We start from the raw sequence: 25,997 nt of genomic DNA, 5'->3' as shown, positions 1-25,997 counted from the left end.
GGTTCCTCCGTTGTCATCAGCAGGGTGCCGCTGAGCCTTGTCTTCTCAGCGACGCTTTATTCGACAAGCAATAGCTTGTAGAGGGGTGGATTGTCTTCGACCATATCGGCCAGCGTGTGGCTATCCAGCTCTTCAAGGAAATTCTGTACGCCCTGGTGCAGCACCTGCTTCAGGCGGCAGGCAGGGGTTATGTGGCAAAAATCACTGTTGCAGTTAACCAACGAGAGCGGCTCCAGCGCTCTTACCACGTCGCCGAGGCGAATGGTTTCGGCCGGTTTGCCCAAACGGATGCCACCGTTCTTTCCGCGCACTGCGGTCACAAACCCAACCCGGCTTAACTGATTGATGATCTTCACCATATGGTTACGGGACACGCCATAGACTTCGGTAACTTCCGAAATGCTGGTCATTTTGTCCGGTGGCAGCGAGGCCATGTAGATCAACGCCCGCAGGCCGTAATCAGTAAAACTTGTTAACTGCACATCTACCTCTGGGTCTCTTTCTACCCGTCTTACAAGCCGATTTTCGGCATTATTCAAAAGATTACTTATTGGATAATAAACCAGCCGGAGAGTTCGCCGCTAATTATTTAGCGTATCTCAGGCTCTGGAGCGGGTTAAAGAAAGGATTTTTTGACGTGAAACCGCAATCGGGGAGAATAATGATAAAAACAAACCGGGACATGCCCGGTTTGTTTTGGTGTAGCAAAGCCGGATTATGCGTCGAACGGGTCGCGCAGGATCATGGTCTCGCTACGATCTGGGCCAGTAGAGATAATGTCTACCGGTACGCCAGTCAATTCTTCAATACGCTTGATGTAGTCCAGCGCCGCCTGTGGCAGTTTGCTGTGTTCTTTCACGCCAAAAGTGGTATCGCTCCAGCCAGGCAGGGTTTCGTAGATTGGCTCAATGCCTTCCCAACCTTCCGCAGCCAGCGGCGTGGTGTCCATTTCGCGGCCGTCAGGCATGCGGTAACCCACGCAGATCTTCACTTCTTTCAGGCCGTCCAGCACGTCCAGCTTGGTCAGGCAGAAGCCGGACAGGGAGTTGATCTGCACTGCGCGGCGAACCGCTACGGCGTCCAGCCAACCGGTACGACGACGACGGCCTGTGGTGGCACCGAACTCGTTACCTTGTTTACACAGGTATTCACCGGTTTCGTCGAACAGTTCGGTCGGGAACGGACCTGCACCTACACGGGTAGAGTAGGCTTTAACGATGCCCAGCACGTAGTCCACGTAACGCGGACCAATACCTGAACCGGTAGCAACGCCGCCAGCAGTGGTATTGGAAGAAGTTACATACGGATAAGTACCGTGGTCGATATCCAGCAGGGTACCCTGAGCGCCTTCGAACATGATCAGATCGCCACGCTTACGCGCGCCGTCCAGCAGTTCGGAAACGTCAACAACCATTGCGGTCAGGATATCGGCGATGGACAGCACGTAATCCAGAGTCGCCTGGTAATCGACGGCTTCGACTTTGTAGTAGTTAACCAGCTGGAAGTTATGGTAATCGATGATTTCTTTCAGCTTAACGGCGAAGGTTTCTTTATTGAACAGATCGCCAACGCGCAGACCGCGGCGGGCAACTTTATCTTCGTAAGCCGGACCGATACCGCGACCGGTGGTGCCGATAGCTTTAGCACCACGCGCTTTCTCACGCGCGTTATCCAGCGCAACGTGATAAGGCAGGATCAGCGGGCAGGCTTCGGACAGTAACAGACGTTCGCGTACCGGGATGCCGCGCGCTTCAAGTTCACCCATTTCTTTCATCAATGCGTCTGGAGCCAGAACTACACCGTTGCCGATGATGCTGGTCACGTTATCACGCAAAATGCCTGAAGGAATTAAATGAAGGACGGTTTTCTCACCGTTAATAACCAGAGTGTGGCCAGCGTTATGGCCACCTTGGTAGCGCACAACATATTGAGCCCGTTCAGTCAGCAGGTCTACGACCTTGCCCTTACCTTCGTCACCCCATTGGGTGCCCAGTACGACGACGTTCTTACCCATTTTCAAAATCACCGGTTGCTTAAAAATGGATTCTACCACCGTAATTTTCGATTTTCAGCACTTTCAGCACACGATTGCGTCTTTTTTAGACTAAACTTTAAACCCCCACGCGGCTACGCAACATGTAGTAGATTACGCAGCCCGCAACCACTATTCCACCGCCAAATCGCCGCAGCGTAGCGTCAGGCAACTGGGTCATCGCCAGTATCATTTTACGCCAGGCCTGTGGAAACAGCATTGGCCCCAGCCCTTCCAGCACCAAAACCAGCCCAAGCGCCAGCCAAATCGTTGAATTCATGCCTCACCCCAAAAAAGAAAGGGCCCGCGATTAAACGGGCCCCCAATAATTTACCTGTCGCTGTTACTTACGCGTGGAATCAGGCGACTTCATGTAGCGGAAGAAATCGCTGTCCGGGCTCAGTACCATCACGTCCTGGTTGTTGCTGCTGAAACTGGTTTCATAAGCACGCAGGCTACGGATAAAGGCATAGAAGTCCGGATCCTGGCTGAATGCGGCAGCAAACAGTTTGGCCGCTTCGGCATCGCCATCACCACGGGTGATACGCGCCGTACGCTCGGCTTCCGCCAACGTACGGGTCACTTCGTAGTCCGCCGTTGCGCGCAGCTTCTCAGCTTCTTCCTGGCCTTGTGAACGGTGACGACGAGCTACCGCTTCACGCTCGGCGCGCATACGCTGGTAGATTGCGTCAGACACTTCCGCCGGCAGGTTGATCTGCTTGATACGCACGTCGATCACTTCAATACCCAGTGCAGCCATGCTGTTCGGGTTAACCTTCGGCAGATTGCCGGTGGTTTCCTTCTCAACGCGAGCCGCCGCGGAAGCAATGGCATCATCAGCTTCAGTAGTCACCACTTCTTCGCCATCACCGACGGTACCGGTGTTCAGCGCGTCACGTACGTCAGACATCAGCTTGCCGCGCGAGTCGGTCACGATGTCTTTCACATCCAGACGACCAATCTCGGAACGCAGACGGTCACTGAATTTACGTTTCAACAACACTTCGGCTTGCGAAACGTCACCGCCGCCGGTTGCCAGATAGTAACGGCTGAAATCGCTGATACGCCATTTCAGGTAAGAATCGACGATCAGGTCTTTCTTCTCGCTGGTTACGAAGCGGTCAGCCTGGTTGTCCATGGTCTGGATACGCGCGTCCAGCGTTTTCACTGATTCGATAAACGGGATCTTGAAGTGCAGACCCGGCGCATACACCAGCGGTTTGTTGTCGCTGTCACGCAGTACCTTGCCGAAACGCAACACGATGCCACGCTGGCCTTCCTGCACCACGAACAGAGATGCGTACAGCGCCACCAGCACCGCAAGGACGATAACTATAAAAGACTTACGCATTGATTATTCTCTCCCTACGCGAGTGGTGTCGTCACGCTGCGCATTAGCCCGACGTTGGTCCATGACCGAGCCGCTGTTGCTACGCTGGCTGTTCGAGCTGGCGCCGCTGCTGGCGGACGGAGCGGGGTTGAGACGAATCAGGCTGGTGTCTTTATTGCCTTCCCCCGCCGTGCCGGCCGGGCCACGCAGCATTTGCTCAAGCGGTAACACCATCAGATTGTTGCCTTTGTCATTGACCAGCACCTTGCGGGTGTGGCTCAGGACTTTTTCCATGGTTTCGATATACAGACGCTCACGGGTAATTTCCGGTGCGGACTTGTATTCCGGCAACAGTTTGGCAAAGCGCGCTACCTCACCCTGAGCTTCCAGGACGGTACGATCTTTATACGCCTTGGCATCTTCCAACAGACGCTGCGCCTGGCCGTTAGCACGTGGCTGAACTTCGTTGGCGTAAGCTTCTGCCTCACGGATGTACTGCTGCTCGTTCTCACGCGCGGCAATCGCATCGTCAAATGCGGCTTTCACCTCTTCCGGCGGACGGGCTGCCTGGAAGTTGACGTCCAGCAACGTGATCCCCATGTTGTACGGACGAATGGTCTCTTCCAGCACGCGTTGGGTATCGCTACGTACGATAGTACGGCCTTCGGTCAGGATCTTGTCCATGGTGTACTTGCCGATAACGCCACGCAGGGCACTGTCGGTGGCCTGGCTTAAGCTGTCATCGGCACTGGTCACGCTGAACAGATACGCTTCCGGGTTGGTCACGCGGTACTGCACGTTCATTTCCACGCGCACCACGTTCTCATCGGAAGTCAGCATCACGCCGGAAGCCGCCAGTTCACGCACGGACTCCACGTTGACCGGACGAACTTCGTCGATGAAGGTCGGCTTCCAGTTCAGACCCGGTTGCACCAGGTGGCTGAACTTGCCAAAACGGGTGACTACGCCGCGTTCGGCTTCTTTGATGGTGTAGAAGCCGCTGGCGGCCCAAATCACCACCACCGCAACCGCAGCAATGCCGATAATACGGCTGCTGAAACCCGGACCTGAGGTACCGGTGCCACCACCATTATTGCTGTTGGAACCTTTGCCCCCGCCCAAGCCGCTCAGTTTTTTGCTCAGCTTGCGGAAGATATCGTCCAAATCAGGAGGTCCTTGCTCGCGACCGCCTTTATTGTTACCGCCAGAGTTGCCGCCATTATTATTGCTGCTCCCCCACGGGTCGCGGTCCTGTCCGTTATTACCGGGCTGATTCCACGCCATGTTTTAGCTCCATATTCTGTGATTGGGTACTTCAGGCTTACGCGAAGCTCAAATGTAACAGGATATGATCATACTATAAAGTTAATCAGGTCCTGTTCCTGTTTACAGAGGCGACGCCATTCGACAATTGGCATACGAATCACCATGCCGATGCTGCCGTCTTCTTCGTTCCACTCTTTCTCAATTGCCTGAAGCTGGTAAAAACGGCTACGAAGACGGCCTGCCTGTGGCGGTAAGCGCAGCTCATATTGTGCGATTTCCCCCGATAAGCGCTCCGTCAACGCCTGATACAGCAACGGGATACCTTCACCGCTGGCGGCGGACAGCCACACCCGGATCGGTAAGTTTTCATCGTTGCGGTCGATACGCGGAACAAAATCATCCAGCATATCTATTTTGTTCATCACTAACAGTGTAGGGATCTCATCCGATTCAATCTCTGCCAGCACGGTGTTTACCGCTTCAATGTTTTCATCGACGCGAGTATCCGCGGCGTCGATTACATGTAACAGCAGAGACGCCTGGCGCGTTTCCTGCAGCGTCGCCTTGAAGGCGGCGACCAGATCGTGCGGCAGGTGCCGGATAAAGCCTACGGTATCCGCCAACACGGTATCGCCCACGTCCGCCACGTCAATACGGCGCAAAGTGGGATCCAGGGTGGCAAATAGCTGGTCCGCCGCATACACATCGGCAGACGTTATTCGGTTAAACAGGGTAGATTTGCCGGCGTTGGTGTAGCCCACCAGCGATACGGTCGCCACGTCAGCACGGGTACGCGCACGTCGGCCCTGTTCACGCTGCTTGGCTACCCGCTCCAGGCGGCGCAAAATCAAGCTGATACGGTCGCGTAACAGACGACGGTCGGTCTCTAACTGGGTTTCCCCCGGCCCGCGCAGGCCAATCCCCCCTTTTTGGCGCTCAAGGTGCGTCCAGCCACGAACCAGACGCGTGGCGATATGACGCAACTGCGCCAGCTCTACCTGCAGCTTACCTTCATGAGTACGGGCACGCTGGGCAAAGATGTCTAGAATCAACCCGGTGCGATCGATCACCCGGCATTCACACAGGCGTTCAAGATTTCTCTCCTGCGCCGGGGAAAGGGAATGATCAAACAGGACAACAGATGCGCCACTGGCTTTTACCGCATCTGCAATTTCTTCGGCCTTTCCTTCGCCTACAAAGTACTTGGGATGTGGGGCTTTGCGGCTACCAGTAACCACTTGCAAAGCTTCAACACCCGCGGAGGACACCAGGGACTCGAACTCACTGAGATCTTCCGTATCTTTGTCTTGCGAGAAATAGATATGAACCAGGACGGCCTGCTCACCGGCTTCATAACGGTCAAACAAGCGTGCAACCTCTCAAACGGACAAAAACCGCGAGTTTGGGGGACATAAACAGCCCATGGCTGCTTATGCTCCCCGTCATGGTTGACTCGCAACGCGCTTTATTCAGCGTCATCGCTTTCCTGCTGCGGCTGTTGCGGCGCAGACGGGTTGTTACCATGGTGATAGTTACTGGTGCCGGCGCTCGGATTGTTGCTATGGTGCGAAACCGGGCGTGACGGAACAACGGTAGAGATAGCGTGCTTATAAACCATCTGGCTCACCGTGTTTTTCAACAGGATGACAAACTGGTCAAAAGACTCAATCTGGCCTTGCAGCTTAATACCATTCACCAAATAAATAGAAACCGGAACACGTTCACGACGCAATGCGTTCAGGAACGGATCTTGCAAAGATTGCCCCTTAGCCATTCTATCTTTTCCTTATTTGCTTGTTGTTTGTAACTAAGAACCTGTCGGCTCTAAAATAAACGACCTAAAAAATTTGCGCGCTGAATACTCATCAATTGTACACAATCACTCAACCTATGCACTAACAACCTGTATTACCGAGTCCAAAGCCTCTCCCGGCTTCTCGCTGTCCAGCCAATGTACCGAGTTCCAGCCCCGTAACCAGGTCATTTGGCGCTTGGCCAACTGACGCGTTGCGCAAATACCACGATAAACCATCTCATCGTAACTAATTTCGCCAGACAAATATGACCACATCTGGCGATAACCGACACAGCGAATGGAAGGCAAATCCGTATGCAAATCACCCCGTGCAAAAAGTGCACGCGCTTCCGTCTCAAAACCTGCCGCCAACATTTGATGGTACCGCAGCTCGATTCGTTGATGGATCAACTCACGGCTGGTCGGCGCTATCGCAAATTGGTGAACATGATACGGCAACGATTCACCCGAAATTTTAGTCAGTTCCGTTAAAGTTTTACCCGAAATAAAAAAAACTTCCAGTGCTCTGGACAGTCTCTGCGGATCATTCGGATGAATTCTCATTGCCGCAACCGGGTCAATCTCTTGTAACTGACGGTGTAAAACGTCCCAACCCTGCTCAGCCGCCTGCTGTTCGATGCGTTCTCTCACTGCCGGATCGGCGGAGGGCAGCGGCGATAATCCTTCCAACAGCGCCTTGAAGTAGAGCATGGTGCCCCCCACCAGCAGCGGGATGCGGCCTGCGGCGGTAATCGCCGCCATCTCTTTCAACGCGTCGGCACGAAAATCCGCTGCGGAGTAGGCTTCTGCGGGATCGCGGATGTCAATCAGCCGGTGCGGAGCCTGCGCCAGCTCTTCGGCGCTCGGCTTGGCGGTGCCGATATCCATACCGCGATAAATCAGTGCGGAATCCACGCTGATCAGTTCCACAGGCAGGCGCTCACGCAGCGCGATCGCCAGAGCGGTTTTGCCGGAGGCGGTCGGCCCCATGATAAAAATAGCCGGGGGACGTGGTGTCATTTCAGTTTCAATCATGCTTAAGGGCTGTCAGTGCAGCCTGTAAATCAACAGGTTGTAAAAGTCCGCTCGGAGGTGATTTGACCAGCTGCGGGCAAAGTCGTTCAACGTCGGTCAGCAATTGTATCGCTTGCGAGGTGTTCCACTGTTCGTGCTCGCTGCCTAAATGGCGGGCGATCCAGGTGGCTAACACCGCGGGCGACATCTCCTGATGCTCGGCCAGATAGCCTAACAGTTCGGGTATCAGTTTTTGTAAATTTTGTTGGCGTAATGGTAAAGGTACTGCGCGCAGCGTCACACGCCCATGATCCGACTGCAGATCCAGCCCCATTTTGACCAGCAGCGGTTGGTGGCGTACGCAGGCAGCCACCTCGTTTTTGTTCAACGTCAGCTTGATGGGAATCAACAACGGCTGTGGCCGCAGGCCCTCTTCCGATGGGCTAAGCTGCGCCTGACGCAGCCAGCGTTCAGCCACCGGCAGGTTCAGCAACCTCAGTTGCTGGCGGCTTTCTATCAGCGCGTAGCACGGTGGGTGAATCATCAGTACCCGACCAAAGCTGTGCTGGCTGCCCGCCAGCGGTGTTTCCCGCTCGATTTTCACCGGTGGGAACAGCGGCTGTTTCGGCGTTTCCTGGTGCGGTTCGGCGGCGGGAGCGGCCTGCAGCAGCTTGCCATACAGCTCACCTTCGCGCTTTTGATAACCGCTGCCCGCGTGATAGGCCGGCTGCGGCGCAGGTTCGCGCGCAACCGCAGGTGCAGCTGGTTGAACCTCGCGGCGTGGCGCAGGCTGCGAGAAATGGTTGCCGCCGGCAGCGACGCGGTTTTCCGGCTGCCAGGCCGGAGCGGGTTCCTGGTCCTGTTCATCCGCCAACGGCAACGGCGCAGTGCCAACCTGCTGCAGCACGGTGGTTACCGCCTGATAGATAAAATCATGTACCAACCGCGCCTGATGGAAACGCACCTCATGCTTGGCTGGATGAACATTCACGTCGACCTGATGAGGATCTACTTCGAGATACAGCACATAAGCGGGCTGCTGCTCATCTTTTAATTGATCCTGATAAGCCTGACGAATGGCGTGGTTGATCAGGCGATCGCGCATCATGCGGCTGTTGACGTAACAATACTGCATTTCGCCCAGTTGGCGGGCGCCGGCGGGATCGGCCACCCAACCGCGAATGGTCAGATCGCCGTGTTGCCAGGAGATGTTCAACGCATGCTGCAAAAATGCCGGCCCACAAATGCTGCCCAGACGGCGTTCATGCTGGCTCTCGTCTTTCGCTGCGCGGTATTGGCGGATCAGTTTGCCGTTGTGGCTGAGGTTTATCGCCACATCGAAACGCGCCAGCGCGATGCGCCGCACGACTTCATCAATATGACCAAATTCGGTTTTCTCGGTGCGCATAAACTTGCGGCGCGCCGGGGTGTTGTAGAACAAATCCAGCACTTCCAGCGTGCTGCCTATCGGGTGCGCCGCCGGCTTGACCGTCACCGCCTGATCGCGGCCTTCGGCATAAGCCTGCCAGGCTTCGCTTTGTTCTGCCGTGCGTGAGGTGAGCGTCAAACGGGAAACCGAACTGATGCTGGCCAGCGCCTCGCCGCGGAAACCAAGGCTGACAATCGCTTCCAAATCGTCGAGGGTACTGATCTTACTGGTGGCGTGACGAGCCAACGCCAGGGCCAGATCTTCCTTGCCAATACCGCAGCCGTTATCGCGGATGCGGATCAGCTTGGCGCCGCCGCGTTCGATGTCGATATCGATGCGCGTCGCCCCGGCATCCAGGCTGTTTTCCACCAGCTCTTTCACCACCGACGCAGGCCGTTCGACCACTTCGCCGGCGGCAATCTGGTTGGCGAGCTGTGGCGGTAACACCTGGATGGGCATACTGGCTCCTGTCATGTTGGCGCTAGGCCTGCGGAATGGTCAGCGTCCGATCCAGCGGCGCGACGTCCGACTTCAGTTTATTCACGCGCTTCAGATCGCTGACGCTGACGCCATAACGGGAAGCAATGGATGACAACGTATCACCGCGCGTCACTTTATGTTTTGACGCTTTCTTCACGCTGGATTTCGCCTTGGCGACCGTGCGGGTTGGGGTCGGGGCTGAAGTGTTAACCGCCGCTGCGACGTCCAGCGGACGGTTTTCCACCTTTGGGTCGGCTTGTAGCGGATGCGCCAGGAAATAACTGCGCAGGCCATTGTGGATCGCCCTGGCAATTTTATCCTGATACGCGCTACTGCCTAGCAGCCGCTCCTCCGTGCTATTACTGATAAACCCTGTTTCCACCAGCAATGATGGGATGTCCGGCGAACGCAGCACGCCAAGGCTGGCGTGTTCCGGGCGGCGTTTATGCAATGAACCCACGCTTTGCAATTGCTGCAGGACTTTTACCGCAACATCGTAGCCCACTCGCTGCGAGTGGCCGAACTGCAAATCCAGCACCGCCTGGCTCAGGTAAGGATCGGCCTGGCTGTTAGCCAGCAAATCACCCGCACCGCCAAGCAGCTCAGACTGTTTCTCATGCTGTTCCAGCCAGCCTGCCATCTCACTGTTGGCCCGGCGATTGGACAGCACCCAAACCGAGGCCCCGTTGGCGCTGCGGTTTGGCGCGGCGTCAGCATGAATGGAGACCAGCACGTTGGCACCCTGTTTACGCGCCACGTCAGAACGCCCCATCACCGAGATGAAGTAATCGCCGGTACGCGTCAGCACCGGTTTGAACTGCGGATCGGCATCCAACATGGCCTGCAAACGGCGCGCGATGCCGATGGTAACATTTTTCTCTTTCAGGCCGTTCGGGCCGATAGCGCCCGGATCCTGCCCGCCGTGACCGGCATCAATCGCCACCACCACCCGATCGCCGGAACCCACGGAAACGCGGCTGCTGCGCGGCGTAATTTCCGATGCGGTGCCCGATACTACAGTCGGCTTATTGGTGAAAGGATTCGAGCCGCTCGGCGCTCTTCGCACCGGTGCCGATTCAGCTTCGGATTCGGATTCAGGTTCACTCATCACCGGCGCTTTGCGTACCGGGTCGCGGACCACTACAGGGGCCGGCGCGGGAATGGCCGCCGGCGTTCTGCGCACCACATTGGTGTTGGCGCTGCCCTCGGCGGCAATGGTAAATACGACGGTATAAATGCCGCCGTTCTGGCGCGTAGCGACGCGAGTTTTCGAGCGCTGAGTCAGATCAAACACCAACCGCACGCTCTGAGCGTCTTTCGGCGTACTGGAACGGATGCTTTTTACCAGGTTCTGTCCGCTAAAACTCAGCGGCAGGCCGCCAACCTTGCCTTTCTGGTTAACGTCCAAGACCACGCGGTCCGGGCCATGCAGCGGGAAGAAGGCGTAATCCGGCGGACCATTGAAGCTCACCGATACCGTGGCTTCTCGCTGGGCATTGGACACTTTGATATCAGACAGCGACGATGCCGCCAGCGCACTGGCCACACCAAAAGGCCCCAATACGGCGATCAGGGTGATTACGAGTAATTTTTTCAACGCATACGTCATTGCGGCGTCATTCCTGTGGCCCGTGGATACGGTCTAAAAGCTGGCTACCGTAGGCGGAAACCGCCTGAATTTTTGCCTCTCGCCCCTGATCCTGATAGCTGAGGTGCAGCTCCAGATCCGGATCCGGCAACACGCCAGTGCCCTGCTGCGGCCATTCCACCAGGCAAATGGCATCCTGCGCAAAATAATCGCGAATGCCCATAAATTCGAGTTCTTCCGGATCGGCTAACCGATACAAATCAAAATGGTATACCGCCAGTGGCAACAGCGCATACGGCTCCACCAGCGTATAGGTTGGGCTTTTAACATTGCCCTGGTGCCCCAAAGCCTGCAGGAAACCACGGCTGAAGGTGGTTTTACCGGCGCCCAAGTCACCGTAAAGATAAATTACGCTGGCGCGATCGCACGCCTTGGCCAAGGCGGCACCCAATGCGACAGTCGCTGCCTCATCCGGCAGAGGTAAAACGAGTTCTTTCATTCGATAGTTTCTATTTATGCCAACTCAGGATTAACGTAATAAGGGATTTCCGGCAATAGATCGCTCGCCAGCATCCCTCTTGTTCCTTGTCTTGCCGCCACGCGATCGGCCGCAGCGCCATGCACGACACACCCCGCGCAGGCTGCATCATACAGCGAGAGCTTTTGCCCCAGCAAACCACCGATAATGCCCGACAGCACGTCGCCCATACCACCGGAGGCCATGCCCGCATTACCGACGTCCGCGATCGCCATCTGGCCCTGCTCATCCGCGATCAGCGTACCGGCGCCTTTCAACACCGCCACGCCACCGTAATGCGCCGCCAGTTTGCGCACTGCAAGTAAGCGATCACTCTCAATATCAGCGGTACTGCACCCCAATAAGCGTGCAGCCTCCCCAGGGTGCGGGGTAATCACGCGATTCTGACGCTTCTCGGGATTTAATGCCAGCAAGTTCAGCGCATCGGCATCCCATAACGCCGGTTTATCACTGGCTTGCAGCACTTTCAGTGCATTCCGACCCCATTCGCCCTGGCCCAGTCCCGGCCCCACCACCACCACATCCGCCCAATTGAGCGCCTGTTGCAGCGTATCGTCGCTCAGACGTTGCACCATCAACTCAGGACGGGCGGTAAGCAGCGGCCCGACATGCTCAATGTGAGTGAGCACTCGCACCAGGCCTGCGCCGCTGCGCAGTGCGGCCTCTGCCGCCATACGTATCGCCCCGCCAAAGCCGTGATCGCCGCCCACCAACAGTAAACGCCCTTGCTCGCCCTTGTGCGAACAAGGGCGGCGCGGCTTCAGCCACAACGCCAGAGATTCTGCGGTAACCCGATGAATCTGCGCCGGTTGCCTCGCCAGCCAGCCAGATAATCCTAGCGTACTCTGATGAAGTTGCCCGACCCAATCGCGGGCCTGGCCGGTTAACAGGCCCGGTTTTAGGGCGATAAAGGTGACGGTGTGCGTAGCGCGGATGACCGCACCAGGCGTAGCGCCACTTTCGGCCAGCAGGCCTGAGGGGATATCAAGTGCGATAACCGGCGCTGAACTGCGGTTAGCGGCCTCAATCAAGGCATTGTAAGGCGCTCGCGGTGCGGTCCCCAACCCGGTGCCGAGCAGGCCATCGATAATCAGATCGATACTTTCCGGCCAGCGGCTGTCAGCCGGATGAATTTCACCCCCGGCGTTCAACCAGGCCTGCCGGGCGGCGGCAGCCTCAACGGGTAAGGACCGCGCGCCCTCGCAGGCAATCAACGTAATCTTTACGCCGGCTGCAGCAGCCAGTCTGGCGACCACGTAACCGTCGCCGCCGTTGTTGCCGTGGCCGCACAGTACCAGCCAATGGCTGCCTGCCGGGTATTGGTCGCGTGCCAGGGCGTAAGCCGCCTCACCGGCACGCTGCATCAAATCGTAGAGTGAAATGCCGAGCGAGGCGGCGGCGGCAGGTTCTGCCTGTCGGATCCCGTCCGCAGACCAGACAGAGTGTGATAAACTGTCGGTGTATTGTTTTTCACTGTGGCCCGTCATGACGCACCCCCTCGATCTCAATCAACTCGCCCAACATATCAAGCAATGGGGGCAATCGCTAGGATTCCAGCAGGTAGGCATTTGTGATACCGATCTGAGCGCCGAAGAACCCAAGTTGCAGGCATGGCTGGACAAGCAATACCACGGCGAAATGGAGTGGATGGCGCGCCACGGCATGCTGCGCGCACGGCCGCATGAGCTGCTGCCCGGTACGCTGCGGGTGATCAGCGTGCGCATGAACTACCTGCCGGCGAAAGCGGCCTTTGCCAGCACCCTGAATAATCCGCAATTGGGTTACGTCAGCCGCTATGCGCTGGGGCGGGACTATCATAAATTGCTGCGCCAGCGGCTGAAAAAGCTCGGCGACCAGATCCAGGCCTACTGCGGCGAGCTGAACTTTCGTCCCTTTGTCGATTCGGCGCCAGTGATGGAGCGTGCATTGGCCTCCAAGGCCGGCATCGGCTGGGTTGGTAAACACTCACTTATTCTCAATCGCGAAGCCGGTTCCTGGTTCTTTCTCGGAGAACTGCTGATCGATCTGCCGCTACCGGTGGATGAACCACAGCCGGAACAGTGTGGCCGCTGCGTCGCCTGCATCACCACCTGCCCAACCGGTGCGATTGTCGCGCCTTACACCGTGGACGCGCGCCGCTGTATCTCCTACCTGACCATCGAGCTTGAGGGTGCCATCCCGGAAGAGTTCCGCCCATTGCTGGGTAACCGCATTTACGGCTGTGATGACTGCCAGCTTATCTGCCCGTGGAATCGCTTCTCCCAGCTCACCGACGAAGATGATTTCAGCCCGCGTGCTGCGCTTCATGCGCCTCAGTTGATTGAACTGTTCGGCTGGACGGAAGAGAAATTCCTGCGCATTACCGAAGGTTCCGCCATTCGGCGTATCGGCCATTTGCGCTGGCTGCGCAATATCGCCGTAGCGCTGGGCAATGCCCCTTATCAGGATGCCGTGGTGATAGCGCTACGCTCCAGGCTGAGCCAGGACCCCATGCTGGACGAGCATATTGACTGGGCGCTTGAGCAGCAGTTGGCGCGACGTGAAGCGCAGGGCATAGAAGTGCAGACAACGCAGAAAAAACGATTGATACGGGCCGTGGAAAAAGGATTACCGAGGGATGCCTAAAACCCCTGCCGGATCCGTTGTCCAGACCCCGATAGTCGCTCTGTGGATTTGTGCATAAAAATAAAAATGCTTTGTCTTTCAACTGCAACAAAAAGAGCAAGTGATCGGCATAACGTTTTCTTATAAAAAAATATAGCTATAAATCAATAAATTACATATTTGATTTCGGTGGTGTTGATTTTTTGAACTGAGGGTATTATGAGCGCTATCTGTGGATAACTCTGTTCACAACATTTCGACAGGGTGTGTATGGAGAGACAAAGAGCCCCGCCGGCAAAGGCGTTGAACTGAGTTTAATCGAAGATAAAATTGGAGCGGGAAACGAGACTCGAACTCGCGACCCCGACCTTGGCAAGGTCGTGCTCTACCAACTGAGCTATTCCCGCATTGAGATGCTTTGAGCACCTGGCCATCAAACAACAACATGGCCTTTGAATTTTTTGGAGCGGGAAACGAGACTCGAACTCGCGACCCCGACCTTGGCAAGGTCGTGCTCTACCAACTGAGCTATTCCCGCGTCGCATGGGTACTGCTTGATACTTTTTTTATTCATCACGCCGCATAAGCAGCATTGTTGAATTTGGAGCGGGAAACGAGACTCGAACTCGCGACCCCGACCTTGGCAAGGTCGTGCTCTACCAACTGAGCTATTCCCGCCCGGCGTATCGATGTCGGAACTAAACGAAATTCTTCATCGGTACGGGGTGCGCATTATACGAGAAATCCTTTTTGTCGCAAGCCCCTGAAAGCAAAAAAACGCGATTTTTGTTTGATTGCCGATTAAAGCGCCAAACTGGCTAATTAAGCGGCGGAATCGAGTGCTTTCACAGTATAGGGCCCCCAAAGGGGCCTGAGCCGCCATCACAATTGGATGAAATGCTCGCGGTAATAGGCCAGTTCAGCCACGGACTCGCGGATATCATCCATCGCCTGGTGGGTCCCCTGCTTTTTAAAGCCGCTGAGAATTTGCGGTTTCCAGCGGCGTGCCAGCTCTTTCAGCGTACTGACGTCCAGATAACGGTAATGGAAGTAGGCTTCAAGCTCGGGCATATAGCGGAACAGGAAACGGCGATCCTGACCGACGCTATTGCCGCAGATTGGCGATTTGCCCGCCGGCACCCATTGCTGGAGGAAGGCGATGGTTTCCAGTTCAGCGGCGCGATCGTCGAAGCGACTGGCCTTCACCCGCTCCACCAGCCCGCTGCCGGTATGGGTACGCACGTTCCAGTCATCCATCAGGCCGAGCTGTTCGTCGGATTGATGGACGGCGATGGTCGGCCCCTCAGCAAGAATGTTCAGATTGGCGTCAGTGACCAGCGTGGCGATCTCGATAATGCGATCGCGCTCCGGATCCAACCCGGTCATCTCCAGATCGATCCAAATCAGGTTGTTTTCGTTTCCTGTCATGATATTTCCTGCGTAAAAGCCGAAAGATAAACAAAGCGTGGGCAAGGCGGCGACCGGCGCTGGCTGTTTGCCGGCGGCGATACGCGGTGCGTAGCGGCTAACAACGGTTATTTAATATAAAATAGCGTGTATCATAGCCTTTTTGGTCGCCACGAGCGATAAAAGCCGATTCAAGTGAGGCGCAGTGACTAAGAACAAACTGTCCAAAGGTCAACAACGCCGCGTACAGGCGAACCATCAGCGTCGCCTGAAGCGCACTGATAACAAACCGGAACTGGATGATTCCCAACTGGGCGAGCCGCAAGACGGCATCGTTATCAGCCGTTTCGGCATGCACGCCGATGTTGAAGCCGCAGATGGCACCCAGCATCGCTGCAACATTCGCCGCACGTTACGTTCGCTGGTAACCGGCGATCGCGTAGTGTGGCGTCCCGGCGTGGGGGCCCATGAAGGGGTCAAGGGCATCGTCGAGGCGGTGCATGAACGCACCTCGGTGCTGAACCGCCCCGATTTCTACGACGGCGTGAAGCCGATCGCCGCCAATATCAATCAGATCGTTATCGTTTCGGCGATCCTGCCGGAGCTTTCGCTGAATATGATCGATCGCTACCTGGTGGCGTGCGAAACGCTCGAGGTCGAACCGCTGATCGTTCTGAACAAAATCGATCTGCTGGATCCGCCGGCACGCAAGGTGGTCGACGGCATGATGGCGATTTACCGCCATATCGGTTATCGAGTGCTGGAAGTCTCCAGCCAGACGCGCGAAGGCATGGAAGCGTTTGAACAGGCGTTGGCCGATCGTATCAGTATCTTCGCCGGCCAGTCCGGTGTGGGCAAATCCAGCCTGCTGAATGCCCTGCTGCCGCCAAGCGATAAGCAAATTCTGGTAAATCAGGTTTCCGATGTCTCCGGCCTGGGGCAACATACCACCACCGCCGCGCGGCTGTACCACTTCCAGCACGGCGGCGATGTGATCGACTCTCCGGGTGTCCGTGAATTTGGTCTGTGGCATCTGGATCCGGAACAAATCACCCAAGCCTATGTCGAATTCCGTGACTATTTAGGCGGTTGTAAATTCCGCGACTGCCGCCACGACACCGACCCAGGCTGCGCCATCCGCGCGGCGGTGGAAAAAGGCGATATCGCAAAAGAGCGTTTCGATAACTACCACCGCATTCTGGAAAGCATGGCGCAAGTGAAGGTTCGCAAAAACCTCACGGACGCCGCAGACTGATCGTTGCGGGCGGGCGTTGACAGTGGCGGCGCCACCGTTACAATGCGCGCCCTTTACCCTGATTCAAGAGGTTAACGTGCTGGATAGCATCAAAATTAAATTGCAGTATTGGTTGCCGAAGCTGGCGCTGACCCGTCTGGCCGGCTGGGGCGCAGACAAACAGGCCGGTTGGCTCACCCAGCTTGTCCTGAAGGGGTTCGCCCGCTACTACCGTGTGAATATGCAGGAAGCGCAACAGCCAGAGCTGTCCTCCTATGCCACCTTTAACGAATTCTTCGTTCGCCCGTTGCGTGACGGCGCACGTCCCATCATCGGCGAAGCCAACTGGCTGGCGCTGCCTGCCGACGGCGCTATCAGCCAGCTCGGCCCGATCCGCGAAGACCAGATCTTCCAGGCCAAAGGCCATCATTACAGCCTGGAAGCGCTGCTGGCCGGCAACTACATGCTGGCGGAGCCCTTCCGTAACGGTCTGTTCGCCACCACTTACCTGGCACCACGTGATTATCACCGCGTCCACATGCCGTGCGCCGGCGTGCTGCGTGAAATGATTTATGTACCGGGCGATCTGTTCTCCGTGAACCCGCTGACCGCCGCCAACGTGCCGAACCTGTTCGCGCGCAATGAACGCGTGATCTGCGTATTTGATACCGCCATTGGGCCAATGGTGCAGATCCTGGTGGGCGCCACCATTGTCGGCAGCATTGAAACCGTTTGGGCCGGCACCGTAACGCCGCCGCGAGAAGGCATCATCAAACGCTGGACCTATCCGGCAGAAGGCGCTGAAGGCGCAATCGCACTGGAAAAAGGCGCTGAAATGGGCCGCTTCAAGCTCGGCTCCACGGTCATCAACCTGTTTACCCCAGGCAGCGTGCAGTTCGCTCCACAGCTGAATAACGGTACCGTCACCCGCATGGGTGAAGCCTTCGCCGAAATCCCGGCTGCGCCAACTGCCACTGAAACACCGCAGATCTAAAGGAATTGACGCCGTGCGCCTGATTATCACGCTATTGCTCGGTTGTTTACTGTCTCAACCGGTGCTGGCCGCTGCGGTGCCCACAGAGACTCAGCTCAAACAGGAGCTGAAGCAGGCAGAGAGCAACAAAAACGCGCCTAATCAGGCGGAAACCACCGAGGCGCTGCAGAGCGCCCTCAACTGGCTGTCGGAGCGCCAGGAGTCGATGACGCGCTCCGAACAGTATCAGCGGGTGATCGATGATTTCCCGAAGATGACGCAGGAACTGCGCCGTCAACTGACGCTGGAAGACAACAAAATCCTGCCAAATGGCGACAACCTGCCCGCCAGCGATCTGGAACAACAGATCCTGCAAACCAGCAGCCTGTTGCTGGAACAGGCGCGTCTGCTGCAACAGGAACAGGAGCGCACGCGGGAGATCAGCGATTCGCTCGGCCAGTTGCCGCAGCAGCAGACCGACGCCCGCCGCTCGCTCACCGAAGTACAGCGTCGTCTGCAAGCCCAACCCGCCAACCCTACGACCCCGCATGCCCAGGCGGCTCTGGCGCTGTTGCAGGCAGAAGCCGCGGCGCGCAAAGCCAAGGTAGATGAGTTGGAATTGGCGCAACTGTCGGCCAACAACCGCCAAGAGTTGGCGCGGATGCGCGCCGAGGTATACAAAAAGCGCCACGAGAAGATCGACGTTCAGTTGCAGGCCCTGCGCAACAACCTTAACGCCCAGCGCCAGCGCGAAGCCGAACTGGCGCTCGAAAAAACCGAGCAACTGGCCGAACAAAACGGCGACCTGCCGAAAAGCATCAGCCAACAATTGCAGATCAACCGTGAACTCTCCGCTGCCCTGAACAATCAGGCGCAGCGTATGGATCTGATCTCATCGCAGCAGCGCCAGGCCGCCGCGCAAACGCTGCAGGTACGTCAAGCGCTGAGCACCATTATCGAACAAGCGCAGTGGCTCGGTTCGTCGTCGGCGTTGGGGGAAACCCTGCGCGCCCAGGTGGCGACGCTGCCGGAAATGCCAAAGCCGCAGCAGCTGGATGGCGATATGGCCCAGCTGCGTGTACAGCGCCTGCAGTTTGAAAGCCAGTTGGAGAAACTGTCGCAGCGCGAGTTCAAACGCGACGACGGCAGCGAACTGACCAGCGCGGAACGGCGTATCGTTGAGGCACAGCTGCGCACCCAGCGTGAGCTGCTGAATTCGCTGCTTTCCGGTTGCGATACCCAGATCCTCGAGCTGACCAAGCTGAAAGTGGCCAACACTCAGCTGATTGAGGCGTTGAACGAGATCAAAGACGCCACCCACCGTTATCTGTTCTGGGTCCCGGACGTCAACCCGATCACCCTGTCTTATCCGATTAACGTGGCGCACGATCTGACACGCCTGCTGTCGCTGGATACGCTGGCACAGCTGGGCGGTGCCTTCATGATGATGGTGACCAGCAAAGAAACGTTGATCCCGATTTTCGGCGCCCTGCTGCTGGTGATTTTCAGCATCAGCTCACGCAAGCACTATCACGCCTTCCTGGAACGCGCCAACAGCCGGGTCGGCAAGGTAACGCAGGACGAATTCTTCCTGACGATGCGCACCGTGTTCTGGTCGATTCTGGTGGCATTACCGCTGCCGGTACTGTGGGCCGCGCTCGGTTTTGGCCTGCAGAGCGCCTGGAACTACCCCGTGGCGGAGGCGATTGGCAAGGGGGTCACCGCAACGCTGCCGATCCTGTGGGTCTGCATGATCTGCGCCGCCTTCGCACATCCGCAAGGGCTGTTTATCGTGCACTTCCGCTGGCCGGTGAAACAGGTTTCGCGCGCCATGCGGTACTACAAGATGTCGATCTGGCTGATTGTGCCGTTGATCATGGCATTGATCACCTTCGACAGCCTGAAAGAGCGCGAGTTTGCCAATACCCTGGGGCGGCTGTGCTTTATCTTGCTGTGTTTGGCGCTGGCCATCGTCACCAAGAGCCTCAAACGCGCCGGCATTCCGCTGTATCTCGACAAGAAAGGCTCCGGCGAGAACATGGTCAACACCGCGCTGTGGGGGTTGCTGCTTTCAGCGCCACTATTGGCCGCGCTGGCCTCCGCCGTCGGTTACCTGACCACCTCACAGGCGCTGCTGGCGCGGTTGGAAACTTCGGTGGCGATCTGGTTCTTCCTGCTGGTGATCTACCACATTATTCGCCGCTGGATGTTAATCCAACGGCGACGCATCGCCTTTGACCGCGCCAAACAGCGCCGTGCCGACATCCTGGCCCAGCGCGCACGCGGCGAGGAGGAAACGACGCACACGCCAAACAGCACCGAAGGATCGATGGATGTGGATGATTCGGAGATCGATCTGGATACCATCAGCGCCCAGTCGTTGCGGTTGGTGCGTTCGATTCTGACGATGATCGCGCTGGTGTCGGTGATTGTGCTGTGGTCAGAGATCCACTCCGCCTTCGCCTTCCTGGAAAACATCTCCCTGTGGGACGTGACCTCGACGGTCAACGGGGTGGAAACGGCGCATCCGATCACGCTCGGCGCAGTGTTGATAGCCATACTGGTGCTGATCGTCACCATGCAACTGGTACGTAACCTGCCGGCGCTGCTGGAGCTGGCGGTGTTGCAGCATCTGGATCTGACGCCAGGCACCGGCTACGCCATCACCACCATTACCAAGTATCTGCTGTTGCTGTTCGGCGCCATCCTCAGTTTTTCCTGGATCGGTATCGAATGGTCGAAGCTGCAGTGGGTCGTGACCGCGCTCAGCGTCGGGTTGGGCTTCGGCATGCAGGAGATTTTCTCCAACTTCATCTCCGGCCTGATCATTTTGTTTGAGAAACCGATCCGCATCGGCGATACCGTGACGATCAGAAACCTGACCGGCACCGTCACCAAGATCAACACTCGCGCCACCACCATTTCGGACTGGGATCGCAAAGAGATCATCGTGCCGAACAAGGCGTTCATCACCGAGCAGTTCGTCAACTGGTCGCTGTCGGATAACCTGACCCGTGTGGTGCTGACCGTGCCTGCCCCGGGCGAGGCCAACAGCGAAGAGGTGACCAAGATCCTTCTCAACGCCGCCGAACGCTGCTCGCTGGTGCTGGACAACCCGGCGCCGGAGGTTTATCTGGTCGACCTGCAACAGGGTATTCAGATCTTCGAAATGCGTATTTACGCGGCCGAGATGGGCCATCGCATGCCGTTGCGCCACGAGATCCACCAATTGATCCTGGCAGGCTACCGCGAACACGGCATTACCCTGCCGTACCCGCCGTTCCAGGTTCGCAGCGAAACGCTGTCGCGCCTGACCAGCAATGGCCGCACCCCACCGTCAACGCCGCCGCCAAACACCAAGCGCGAATCGGGCGGCTTGTAAGCGCATAATGCAAAAAGGGTTCGGCGTGCAATGCAACACCGAACCCTTTTATCACCACAATATATCCTATGGCTTTCAAGTTGCAGCTAGGCGCCCAGCTCGCTCATCCCCAGGCGCTTACTTAAGTAAGTCACTGGGGTGAGCGAGTGCAGGTAACAACGCTGCGGCTTGAAAGACGACGGATATACGGTTACGCGCGCCCTACCGGGAAGGCAAGCACTTCGCTCAGGCTCTCGGCACCCAGCGCCAACATGACCAGCCGATCAACCCCTAACGCCACGCCGGAAGACTCCGGCATACCGTGCTGCAAAGCGTCCAGCAGATTGTTATCGATCGGGTGCTGCGGCAGACCGCGTTCCGCACGTTTGCGGTTATCCTGATCAAAACGCTGGCGCTGTTCGCGGCTGTCGGTCAGCTCGCGGAAGCCATTCGCCAGTTCGATCCCCTTGAAATACACCTCAAAACGCTCCGCCACGCGGTGATCTTCGGTGCTGATCTCCGCCAATGACGCCTGGCTGGCCGGGAAGTGATAAACGAACGCCGGCTTGTCACGCCCGATGTAAGGCTCCACGCCGACGGTGAACAACAATTGCAGCAGCGTATCGCGGTCTTCTTCAGTATCGGCAATGTTGCTCAGATCGAGCTTGGCCGCCGCTTCACGCAGTTGCGCTTTCTCTGCCGACAGCGGATCGATATCCAGATGGCGCAGGAAAGCCTGCTGATAGGACAAGGTTTCCGCACTGCCGCAATCCAGCACCTGCTGGAGCAAATCATCCACCTCATTCATCAGCCGGTACATGTCGTAATGTGGACGATACCACTCCAGCATGGTGAATTCCGGGTTGTGATGGCGACCGGCCTCTTCATTACGAAAACTGCGCCCCATCTGATAGATCGGGCCGCTACCTGCCGCCAGCAGGCGCTTCATGTGATATTCCGGGCTGGTCATCATGTACAGCGTCAGGCCATCCGCCGCACCCGGGCCGACAAAACGCGTCTGGAACGGGAACAGGTGGATATCGGTAACCGTCGCCTGGCTCATGGTTGGCGTCTCAACTTCCAATACGCCACGATCGGCGAAGAAACGCCGGATCTCAGTCAGGATCGCTGCGCGTTTCAACAAATTGGCGATGGGTGCACTTGGCTGCCAGCTTGCCGTTTCGCTCATGGTAATTACTCCGAAATCAAACAGGGGATGCAGTCTACTCGTATCCAGGCATGCAAACAAATTCTTAACAGCCGGGTGCCTTTAACGGCGGTAATTCCTCACAAACGAGTAGCAATAAGGTTAATAAAAGGTGAATAAACGTTAAATATCCCTTGCAGGCAATAATTCCTCCAACCAACAGCTAAAAGACAAAACAATCGATCACATCAAATTTCTTCTACTTAACTTTAGGTATAGTTAATTCCACATAATTGGTGGGAGATATCTATCCTCAGTCTTTATGCAATATCAATCGGTTCAATTAGTTAGTACCCGAAGCGTTTTTGTAAATATTAAGCATAGATATTTAATTCGCCGTTCTTAATAAGAATATTGGAGGAATGCAGTGCAAACCTTTAACGCCGATCTTGCCATTATTGGGGCCGGGGGTGCTGGTTTACGTGCAGCGATAGCCGCAGCGGAAGCCAACCCTCAACTGAAAATCGCCCTGATTTCCAAAGTCTACCCGATGCGCAGCCATACGGTGGCCGCCGAAGGGGGCTCCGCCGCCGTCACTCAGGATCATGATAGCTTCGATTACCACTTCCACGACACCGTTGCCGGTGGCGACTGGTTGTGCGAGCAGGATGTGGTCGATCATTTCGTCCACAACTGCCCACGTGAAATGGCGCAGCTTGAACAGTGGGGCTGCCCGTGGAGCCGTAAACCGGACGGTTCGGTCAACGTGCGCCGCTTTGGCGGCATGAAGATTGAACGCACCTGGTTCGCCGCCGACAAGACCGGCTTCCATATGCTGCACACCCTGTTCCAGACCTCGCTCAAATACCCGCAAATCCAGCGTTTCGACGAACACTTCGTGCTGGACATTCTGGTGGATGACGGCCAGGTCCGTGGTCTGGTGGCGATGAACATGATGGAAGGCACCCGCGTGCAGATCCGCGCCAATGCGGTGGTCATGGCTACGGGCGGCGCCGGGCGCGTATACCGCTACAACACCAACGGCGGCATCGTCACCGGTGATGGCATGGGCATGGCGTTCCACCACGGCATTCCGCTGCGCGATATGGAGTTCGTGCAGTATCACCCGACCGGCCTGCCGGGCTCCGGCATCCTGATGACCGAAGGTTGCCGTGGCGAAGGCGGCATTCTGGTGAACAAGGACGGCTATCGTTACCTGCAAGATTACGGCATGGGCCCGGAAACGCCGCTGGGCGAACCGAAAAACAAATATATGGAACTCGGTCCGCGCGACAAGGTTTCGCAGGCCTTCTGGCACGAATGGCGCGCCGGCCGCACCATCGCCACCCCGCGCGGCGACGTGGTCTATCTGGATCTGCGCCATCTGGGAGAAAAGAAACTGCTGGAACGTCTGCCGTTCATCTGCGAGCTGGCGAAGGCTTACGTCGGTGTCGATCCGGTGAAAGAGCCGATCCCGGTACGCCCGACCGCGCACTACACCATGGGCGGCATTGAAACCGATCAGAACTGCGAAACCCGCATTAAAGGGCTGTTCGCCGTCGGCGAATGCTCTTCCGTCGGTCTGCACGGCGCCAACCGCCTCGGCTCTAACTCGCTGGCGGAACTGGTGGTGTTCGGCCGCGTAGCCGGCGAGAACGCCGCCCGCCGCGCGCTGGAAAGCAACCCGGCCAATGGGAGCGCACTGGATGCTCAGGGCCGTGATGTCGAAGCCCGGTTGAGCAACCTGATGAAGCAGGAAGGCAACGAGAATTGGTCAAAAATCCGCGATGAAATGGGCTTGTCGATGGAAGAAGGTTGCGGCATCTACCGCACGCCGGAGTTGATGCAAAAGACCATCGATAAACTGGCAGAACTGAAAGAGCGCTTCAAGCGCGTCAAAATCGCCGACAGATCCAGCGTGTTCAATACCGACCTGTTGTACACCATCGAATTGGGCTACGGGCTGGACGTGGCGGAATGCATGGCGCACTCCGCCTTCAACCGTAAAGAATCGCGCGGCGCACACCAGCGCCTGGACGAAGGCTGTACCGAACGCGACGACGTGAACTTCCTGAAGCATACGCTGGCGTTCCATAACCCGAATGGTGCACCGCGACTGGAATACAGCGACGTGAAGATCACCAAATTGCCACCGGCCAAACGTGTGTACGGCGCAGAAGCCGAAGCGCAGGATAAAAAGGACAAGGAGCAGGCAAATGGCTGAGATGAACACCCTGAAAATCGAGGTCATGCGCTATAACCCGGAACGCGACGCCGAGCCGCATTTCGAGACCTTTGCAGTGCCTTATGACGAGCAAACCTCGCTGCTCGATGCGCTGGGCTACATCAAGGATAACCTGGCACCCGACCTTTCCTACCGCTGGTCATGCCGCATGGCGATCTGCGGCTCGTGCGGCATGATGGTTAACCGGGTGCCGAAACTGGCCTGCAAAACCTTCCTGCGCGAATACACCGGCGGCATGAAGGTGGAAGCGCTGGGCAATTTCCCGATCGAGCGCGATTTGGTGGTCGATATGACCCACTTTATCGAAAGCCTGGAGGCGATTAAGCCCTATATCATCGGCAACAACCGCAAACCGGAAGATGGCCCTAACGTGCAAACCCCGGCGCAAATGGCCAAATATCACCAGTTTTCCGGCTGCATCAACTGCGGTCTATGCTATGCCGCCTGCCCGCAGTTCGGTCTGAACCCGGAATTTATCGGCCCGGCGGCGATCACCCTGGCGCACCGCTATAACCTGGATAACCGCGATCATGGCAAGAAGCAGCGCATGGCGCAGCTTAACGGCCAGAACGGCGTCTGGAGCTGTACCTTTGTCGGTTACTGCTCTGAAGTGTGTCCAAAGCACGTCGACCCGGCCGCTGCCATCCAGCAGGGCAAGGTGGAAAGCGCCAAAGACTTCATGATCGCCATGCTGAAGCCGCAATAAGGGAGAGAACCGCAATGACAACACAACGTAAGCCTTATGTGCGCACCATGACGCCGACCTGGTGGCAAAAGCTCGGTTTCTATCGCTTCTATATGCTGCGTGAAAGCACCTCGGTGCTGGCGGTGTGGTTCAGCATCGTACTGATTTACGGCATTTTTTCGCTGAAAGGCGGTGTGGATAGCTGGGCCGGCTTCGTCGGTTTTCTGCAAAACCCGCTGGTGCTGCTGATTAACGTTATCGCCCTGCTGGCGGCGCTGCTGCATACCAAAACCTGGTTCGATCTGGCGCCGAAAGCCGCCAATATCGTGGTCAACAACGAGAAAATGGGGCCAGGGCCGATAGTGAAAGCACTGTGGGTGGTGACGCTGGTCGCCAGCGCGATCATTTTGGCCGTAGCCTTGGTGTAACCCGGAGGAAATATGATAAATCAAACACCTAAACGCTCCGACGAACCGGTTTTCTGGGGGTTGTTCGGCGCAGGCGGCATGTGGGGAGCCATTGTCGCGCCTGCCATCGTGCTGCTGGTCGGCATTCTGCTGCCGCTGGGCCTGTTCCCCGGCGACGCGCTGGGCTATGACCGCGTGCTGGCGTTTTGCCAAAGCCTGATCGGCCGCCTGTTCTTGCTGCTGATGATTATCCTGCCGCTGTGGTGCGGTTTGCACCGAATCCACCATGCGATGCACGATTTGAAAATTCACGTGCCGGCCGGTAAATGGGTGTTCTACGGCCTGGCGGCCATTCTCAGCGTGGTGACTCTGATTGGGGTAGTCACTCTGTAAGCCCCTTGGCGGCCAGCCCCCGTTGGCCGCCAACCTTCGCTTTCGGCTACACTGTTTATCTGAGCCCGG

The 25,997-nt window shown here is 57.0% G+C and carries 22 protein-coding genes and 3 tRNA genes; 8 read left to right on the top strand and 17 right to left on the bottom strand.

Annotated features, from left to right (window positions below):
• Window positions 1-56: 56 nt before the first annotated feature.
• The 12 genes from nsrR to nnr all read right to left on the bottom strand — a co-directional run bounded on the left by nsrR (window position 57) and on the right by nnr (window position 12,959).
• On the bottom strand, window positions 57-482 hold the full coding sequence (nsrR, locus tag ACUTQW_RS12635; RefSeq protein ID WP_004952720.1) for a nitric oxide-sensing transcriptional repressor NsrR: 426 nt from the start codon (window positions 480-482) through the stop codon (window positions 57-59).
• Window positions 483-715: 233 nt separating this feature from the next.
• Window positions 716-2,014 carry an adenylosuccinate synthase gene (locus ACUTQW_RS12630; protein WP_004952718.1) on the bottom strand — a complete coding sequence of 433 codons (1,299 nt, stop codon included), beginning with the start codon at window positions 2,012-2,014 and terminating at the stop codon, window positions 716-718.
• Window positions 2,015-2,111: 97 nt separating this feature from the next.
• Complete coding sequence (locus tag ACUTQW_RS12625; protein ID WP_004952715.1) at window positions 2,112-2,312, bottom strand: DUF2065 domain-containing protein; 201 nt, start codon at window positions 2,310-2,312, stop codon at window positions 2,112-2,114.
• Window positions 2,313-2,375: 63 nt separating this feature from the next.
• Entirely contained in the window at window positions 2,376-3,383 is a 1,008-nt protein-coding gene (gene hflC / locus ACUTQW_RS12620) for a protease modulator HflC (protein WP_004952713.1), read from the bottom strand.
• A gap of 3 nt (window positions 3,384-3,386) precedes the next feature.
• Window positions 3,387-4,646, bottom strand: coding sequence for an FtsH protease activity modulator HflK (gene hflK, locus ACUTQW_RS12615; protein WP_004952710.1), 1,260 nt, complete (start codon window positions 4,644-4,646; stop codon window positions 3,387-3,389).
• 68 nt (window positions 4,647-4,714) lie between these two features.
• Complete coding sequence (hflX, locus tag ACUTQW_RS12610; RefSeq protein ID WP_166728522.1) at window positions 4,715-5,995, bottom strand: ribosome rescue GTPase HflX; 1,281 nt, start codon at window positions 5,993-5,995, stop codon at window positions 4,715-4,717.
• Window positions 5,996-6,093: 98 nt separating this feature from the next.
• Window positions 6,094-6,402, bottom strand: a complete 309-nt coding sequence (hfq, locus tag ACUTQW_RS12605; RefSeq protein WP_004952704.1) for an RNA chaperone Hfq — start codon at window positions 6,400-6,402, stop codon at window positions 6,094-6,096.
• Between the two features lie 114 nt (window positions 6,403-6,516).
• Entirely contained in the window at window positions 6,517-7,458 is a 942-nt protein-coding gene (miaA, locus tag ACUTQW_RS12600; RefSeq protein WP_006323238.1) for a tRNA (adenosine(37)-N6)-dimethylallyltransferase MiaA, read from the bottom strand.
• The gene (gene mutL / locus ACUTQW_RS12595) at window positions 7,451-9,325 is read right to left on the bottom strand and encodes a DNA mismatch repair endonuclease MutL (protein ID WP_006323237.1); all 1,875 of its coding nucleotides are present in this window, start codon (window positions 9,323-9,325) and stop codon (window positions 7,451-7,453) included. The genes miaA and mutL overlap by 8 nt, the downstream gene beginning before the upstream one ends.
• Window positions 9,326-9,347: 22 nt before the next feature.
• Entirely contained in the window at window positions 9,348-10,955 is a 1,608-nt protein-coding gene (gene amiB, locus ACUTQW_RS12590; protein WP_006323236.1) for an N-acetylmuramoyl-L-alanine amidase AmiB, read from the bottom strand.
• Between the two features lie 7 nt (window positions 10,956-10,962).
• The gene (gene tsaE / locus ACUTQW_RS12585) at window positions 10,963-11,433 is read right to left on the bottom strand and encodes a tRNA (adenosine(37)-N6)-threonylcarbamoyltransferase complex ATPase subunit type 1 TsaE (protein WP_004952688.1); all 471 of its coding nucleotides are present in this window, start codon (window positions 11,431-11,433) and stop codon (window positions 10,963-10,965) included.
• A gap of 14 nt (window positions 11,434-11,447) precedes the next feature.
• Complete coding sequence (gene nnr, locus ACUTQW_RS12580; RefSeq protein ID WP_006323225.1) at window positions 11,448-12,959, bottom strand: bifunctional ADP-dependent NAD(P)H-hydrate dehydratase/NAD(P)H-hydrate epimerase; 1,512 nt, start codon at window positions 12,957-12,959, stop codon at window positions 11,448-11,450.
• Between nnr and queG the strand changes: the two genes are divergently transcribed.
• On the top strand, window positions 12,958-14,097 hold the full coding sequence (gene queG, locus ACUTQW_RS12575; RefSeq protein ID WP_006323223.1) for a tRNA epoxyqueuosine(34) reductase QueG: 1,140 nt from the start codon (window positions 12,958-12,960) through the stop codon (window positions 14,095-14,097). The two genes, nnr and queG, sit on opposite strands and share 2 nt — an antisense overlap.
• Before the next feature lie 310 nt (window positions 14,098-14,407).
• Here the strand turns inward: queG and ACUTQW_RS12570 are convergent.
• The 4 genes from ACUTQW_RS12570 to orn form a co-directional block, all read right to left on the bottom strand.
• Window positions 14,408-14,483, bottom strand: a tRNA-Gly gene (locus tag ACUTQW_RS12570).
• Between the two features lie 55 nt (window positions 14,484-14,538).
• A tRNA-Gly gene (locus ACUTQW_RS12565) sits at window positions 14,539-14,614 on the bottom strand.
• Window positions 14,615-14,678: 64 nt separating this feature from the next.
• A tRNA-Gly gene (locus ACUTQW_RS12560) sits at window positions 14,679-14,754 on the bottom strand.
• Window positions 14,755-14,958: 204 nt separating this feature from the next.
• On the bottom strand, window positions 14,959-15,504 hold the full coding sequence (gene orn, locus ACUTQW_RS12555; RefSeq protein ID WP_004952679.1) for an oligoribonuclease: 546 nt from the start codon (window positions 15,502-15,504) through the stop codon (window positions 14,959-14,961).
• Window positions 15,505-15,688: 184 nt separating this feature from the next.
• Here orn and rsgA point away from each other — a divergent pair, with 184 nt between their 5' ends.
• From rsgA to mscM, 3 genes are all read left to right on the top strand, one after another.
• Entirely contained in the window at window positions 15,689-16,738 is a 1,050-nt protein-coding gene (rsgA, locus tag ACUTQW_RS12550) for a small ribosomal subunit biogenesis GTPase RsgA (RefSeq protein WP_004952676.1), read from the top strand.
• A gap of 76 nt (window positions 16,739-16,814) precedes the next feature.
• Complete coding sequence (asd, locus tag ACUTQW_RS12545; RefSeq protein WP_006323217.1) at window positions 16,815-17,711, top strand: archaetidylserine decarboxylase; 897 nt, start codon at window positions 16,815-16,817, stop codon at window positions 17,709-17,711.
• 13 nt (window positions 17,712-17,724) lie between these two features.
• Window positions 17,725-21,072 carry a miniconductance mechanosensitive channel MscM gene (gene mscM / locus ACUTQW_RS12540; protein ID WP_020438316.1) on the top strand — a complete coding sequence of 1,116 codons (3,348 nt, stop codon included), beginning with the start codon at window positions 17,725-17,727 and terminating at the stop codon, window positions 21,070-21,072.
• 190 nt (window positions 21,073-21,262) lie between these two features.
• Here the strand turns inward: mscM and epmA are convergent, their stop codons facing one another.
• The gene (gene epmA, locus ACUTQW_RS12535; RefSeq protein WP_006323202.1) at window positions 21,263-22,240 is read right to left on the bottom strand and encodes an elongation factor P--(R)-beta-lysine ligase; all 978 of its coding nucleotides are present in this window, start codon (window positions 22,238-22,240) and stop codon (window positions 21,263-21,265) included.
• 385 nt (window positions 22,241-22,625) lie between these two features.
• Here epmA and frdA point away from each other — a divergent pair, with 385 nt between their 5' ends.
• Genes frdA through frdD form a run of 4 tightly spaced genes read left to right on the top strand, consistent with a single transcriptional unit; the run spans window position 22,626 to window position 25,928 of the window.
• Window positions 22,626-24,422, top strand: a complete 1,797-nt coding sequence (gene frdA / locus ACUTQW_RS12530; protein ID WP_006323201.1) for a fumarate reductase (quinol) flavoprotein subunit — start codon at window positions 22,626-22,628, stop codon at window positions 24,420-24,422.
• Window positions 24,415-25,149, top strand: coding sequence for a succinate dehydrogenase/fumarate reductase iron-sulfur subunit (locus ACUTQW_RS12525; RefSeq protein WP_006323190.1), 735 nt, complete (start codon window positions 24,415-24,417; stop codon window positions 25,147-25,149). Before frdA ends, ACUTQW_RS12525 begins: the two co-directional genes overlap by 8 nt.
• A 14-nt stretch (window positions 25,150-25,163) precedes the next feature.
• On the top strand, window positions 25,164-25,556 hold the full coding sequence (gene frdC / locus ACUTQW_RS12520; protein ID WP_004952662.1) for a fumarate reductase subunit FrdC: 393 nt from the start codon (window positions 25,164-25,166) through the stop codon (window positions 25,554-25,556).
• A gap of 12 nt (window positions 25,557-25,568) precedes the next feature.
• Window positions 25,569-25,928, top strand: a complete 360-nt coding sequence (frdD, locus tag ACUTQW_RS12515) for a fumarate reductase subunit FrdD (RefSeq protein ID WP_004952659.1) — start codon at window positions 25,569-25,571, stop codon at window positions 25,926-25,928.
• The last annotated feature ends 69 nt before the right edge of the window (window positions 25,929-25,997 follow it).

The sequence above is a fragment of the Serratia sp. TSA_7 genome (assembly GCF_052692135.1).
Note: the sequence above shows the minus strand (reverse complement) of the source record. Positions and strands in the feature narration are given on the sequence as shown.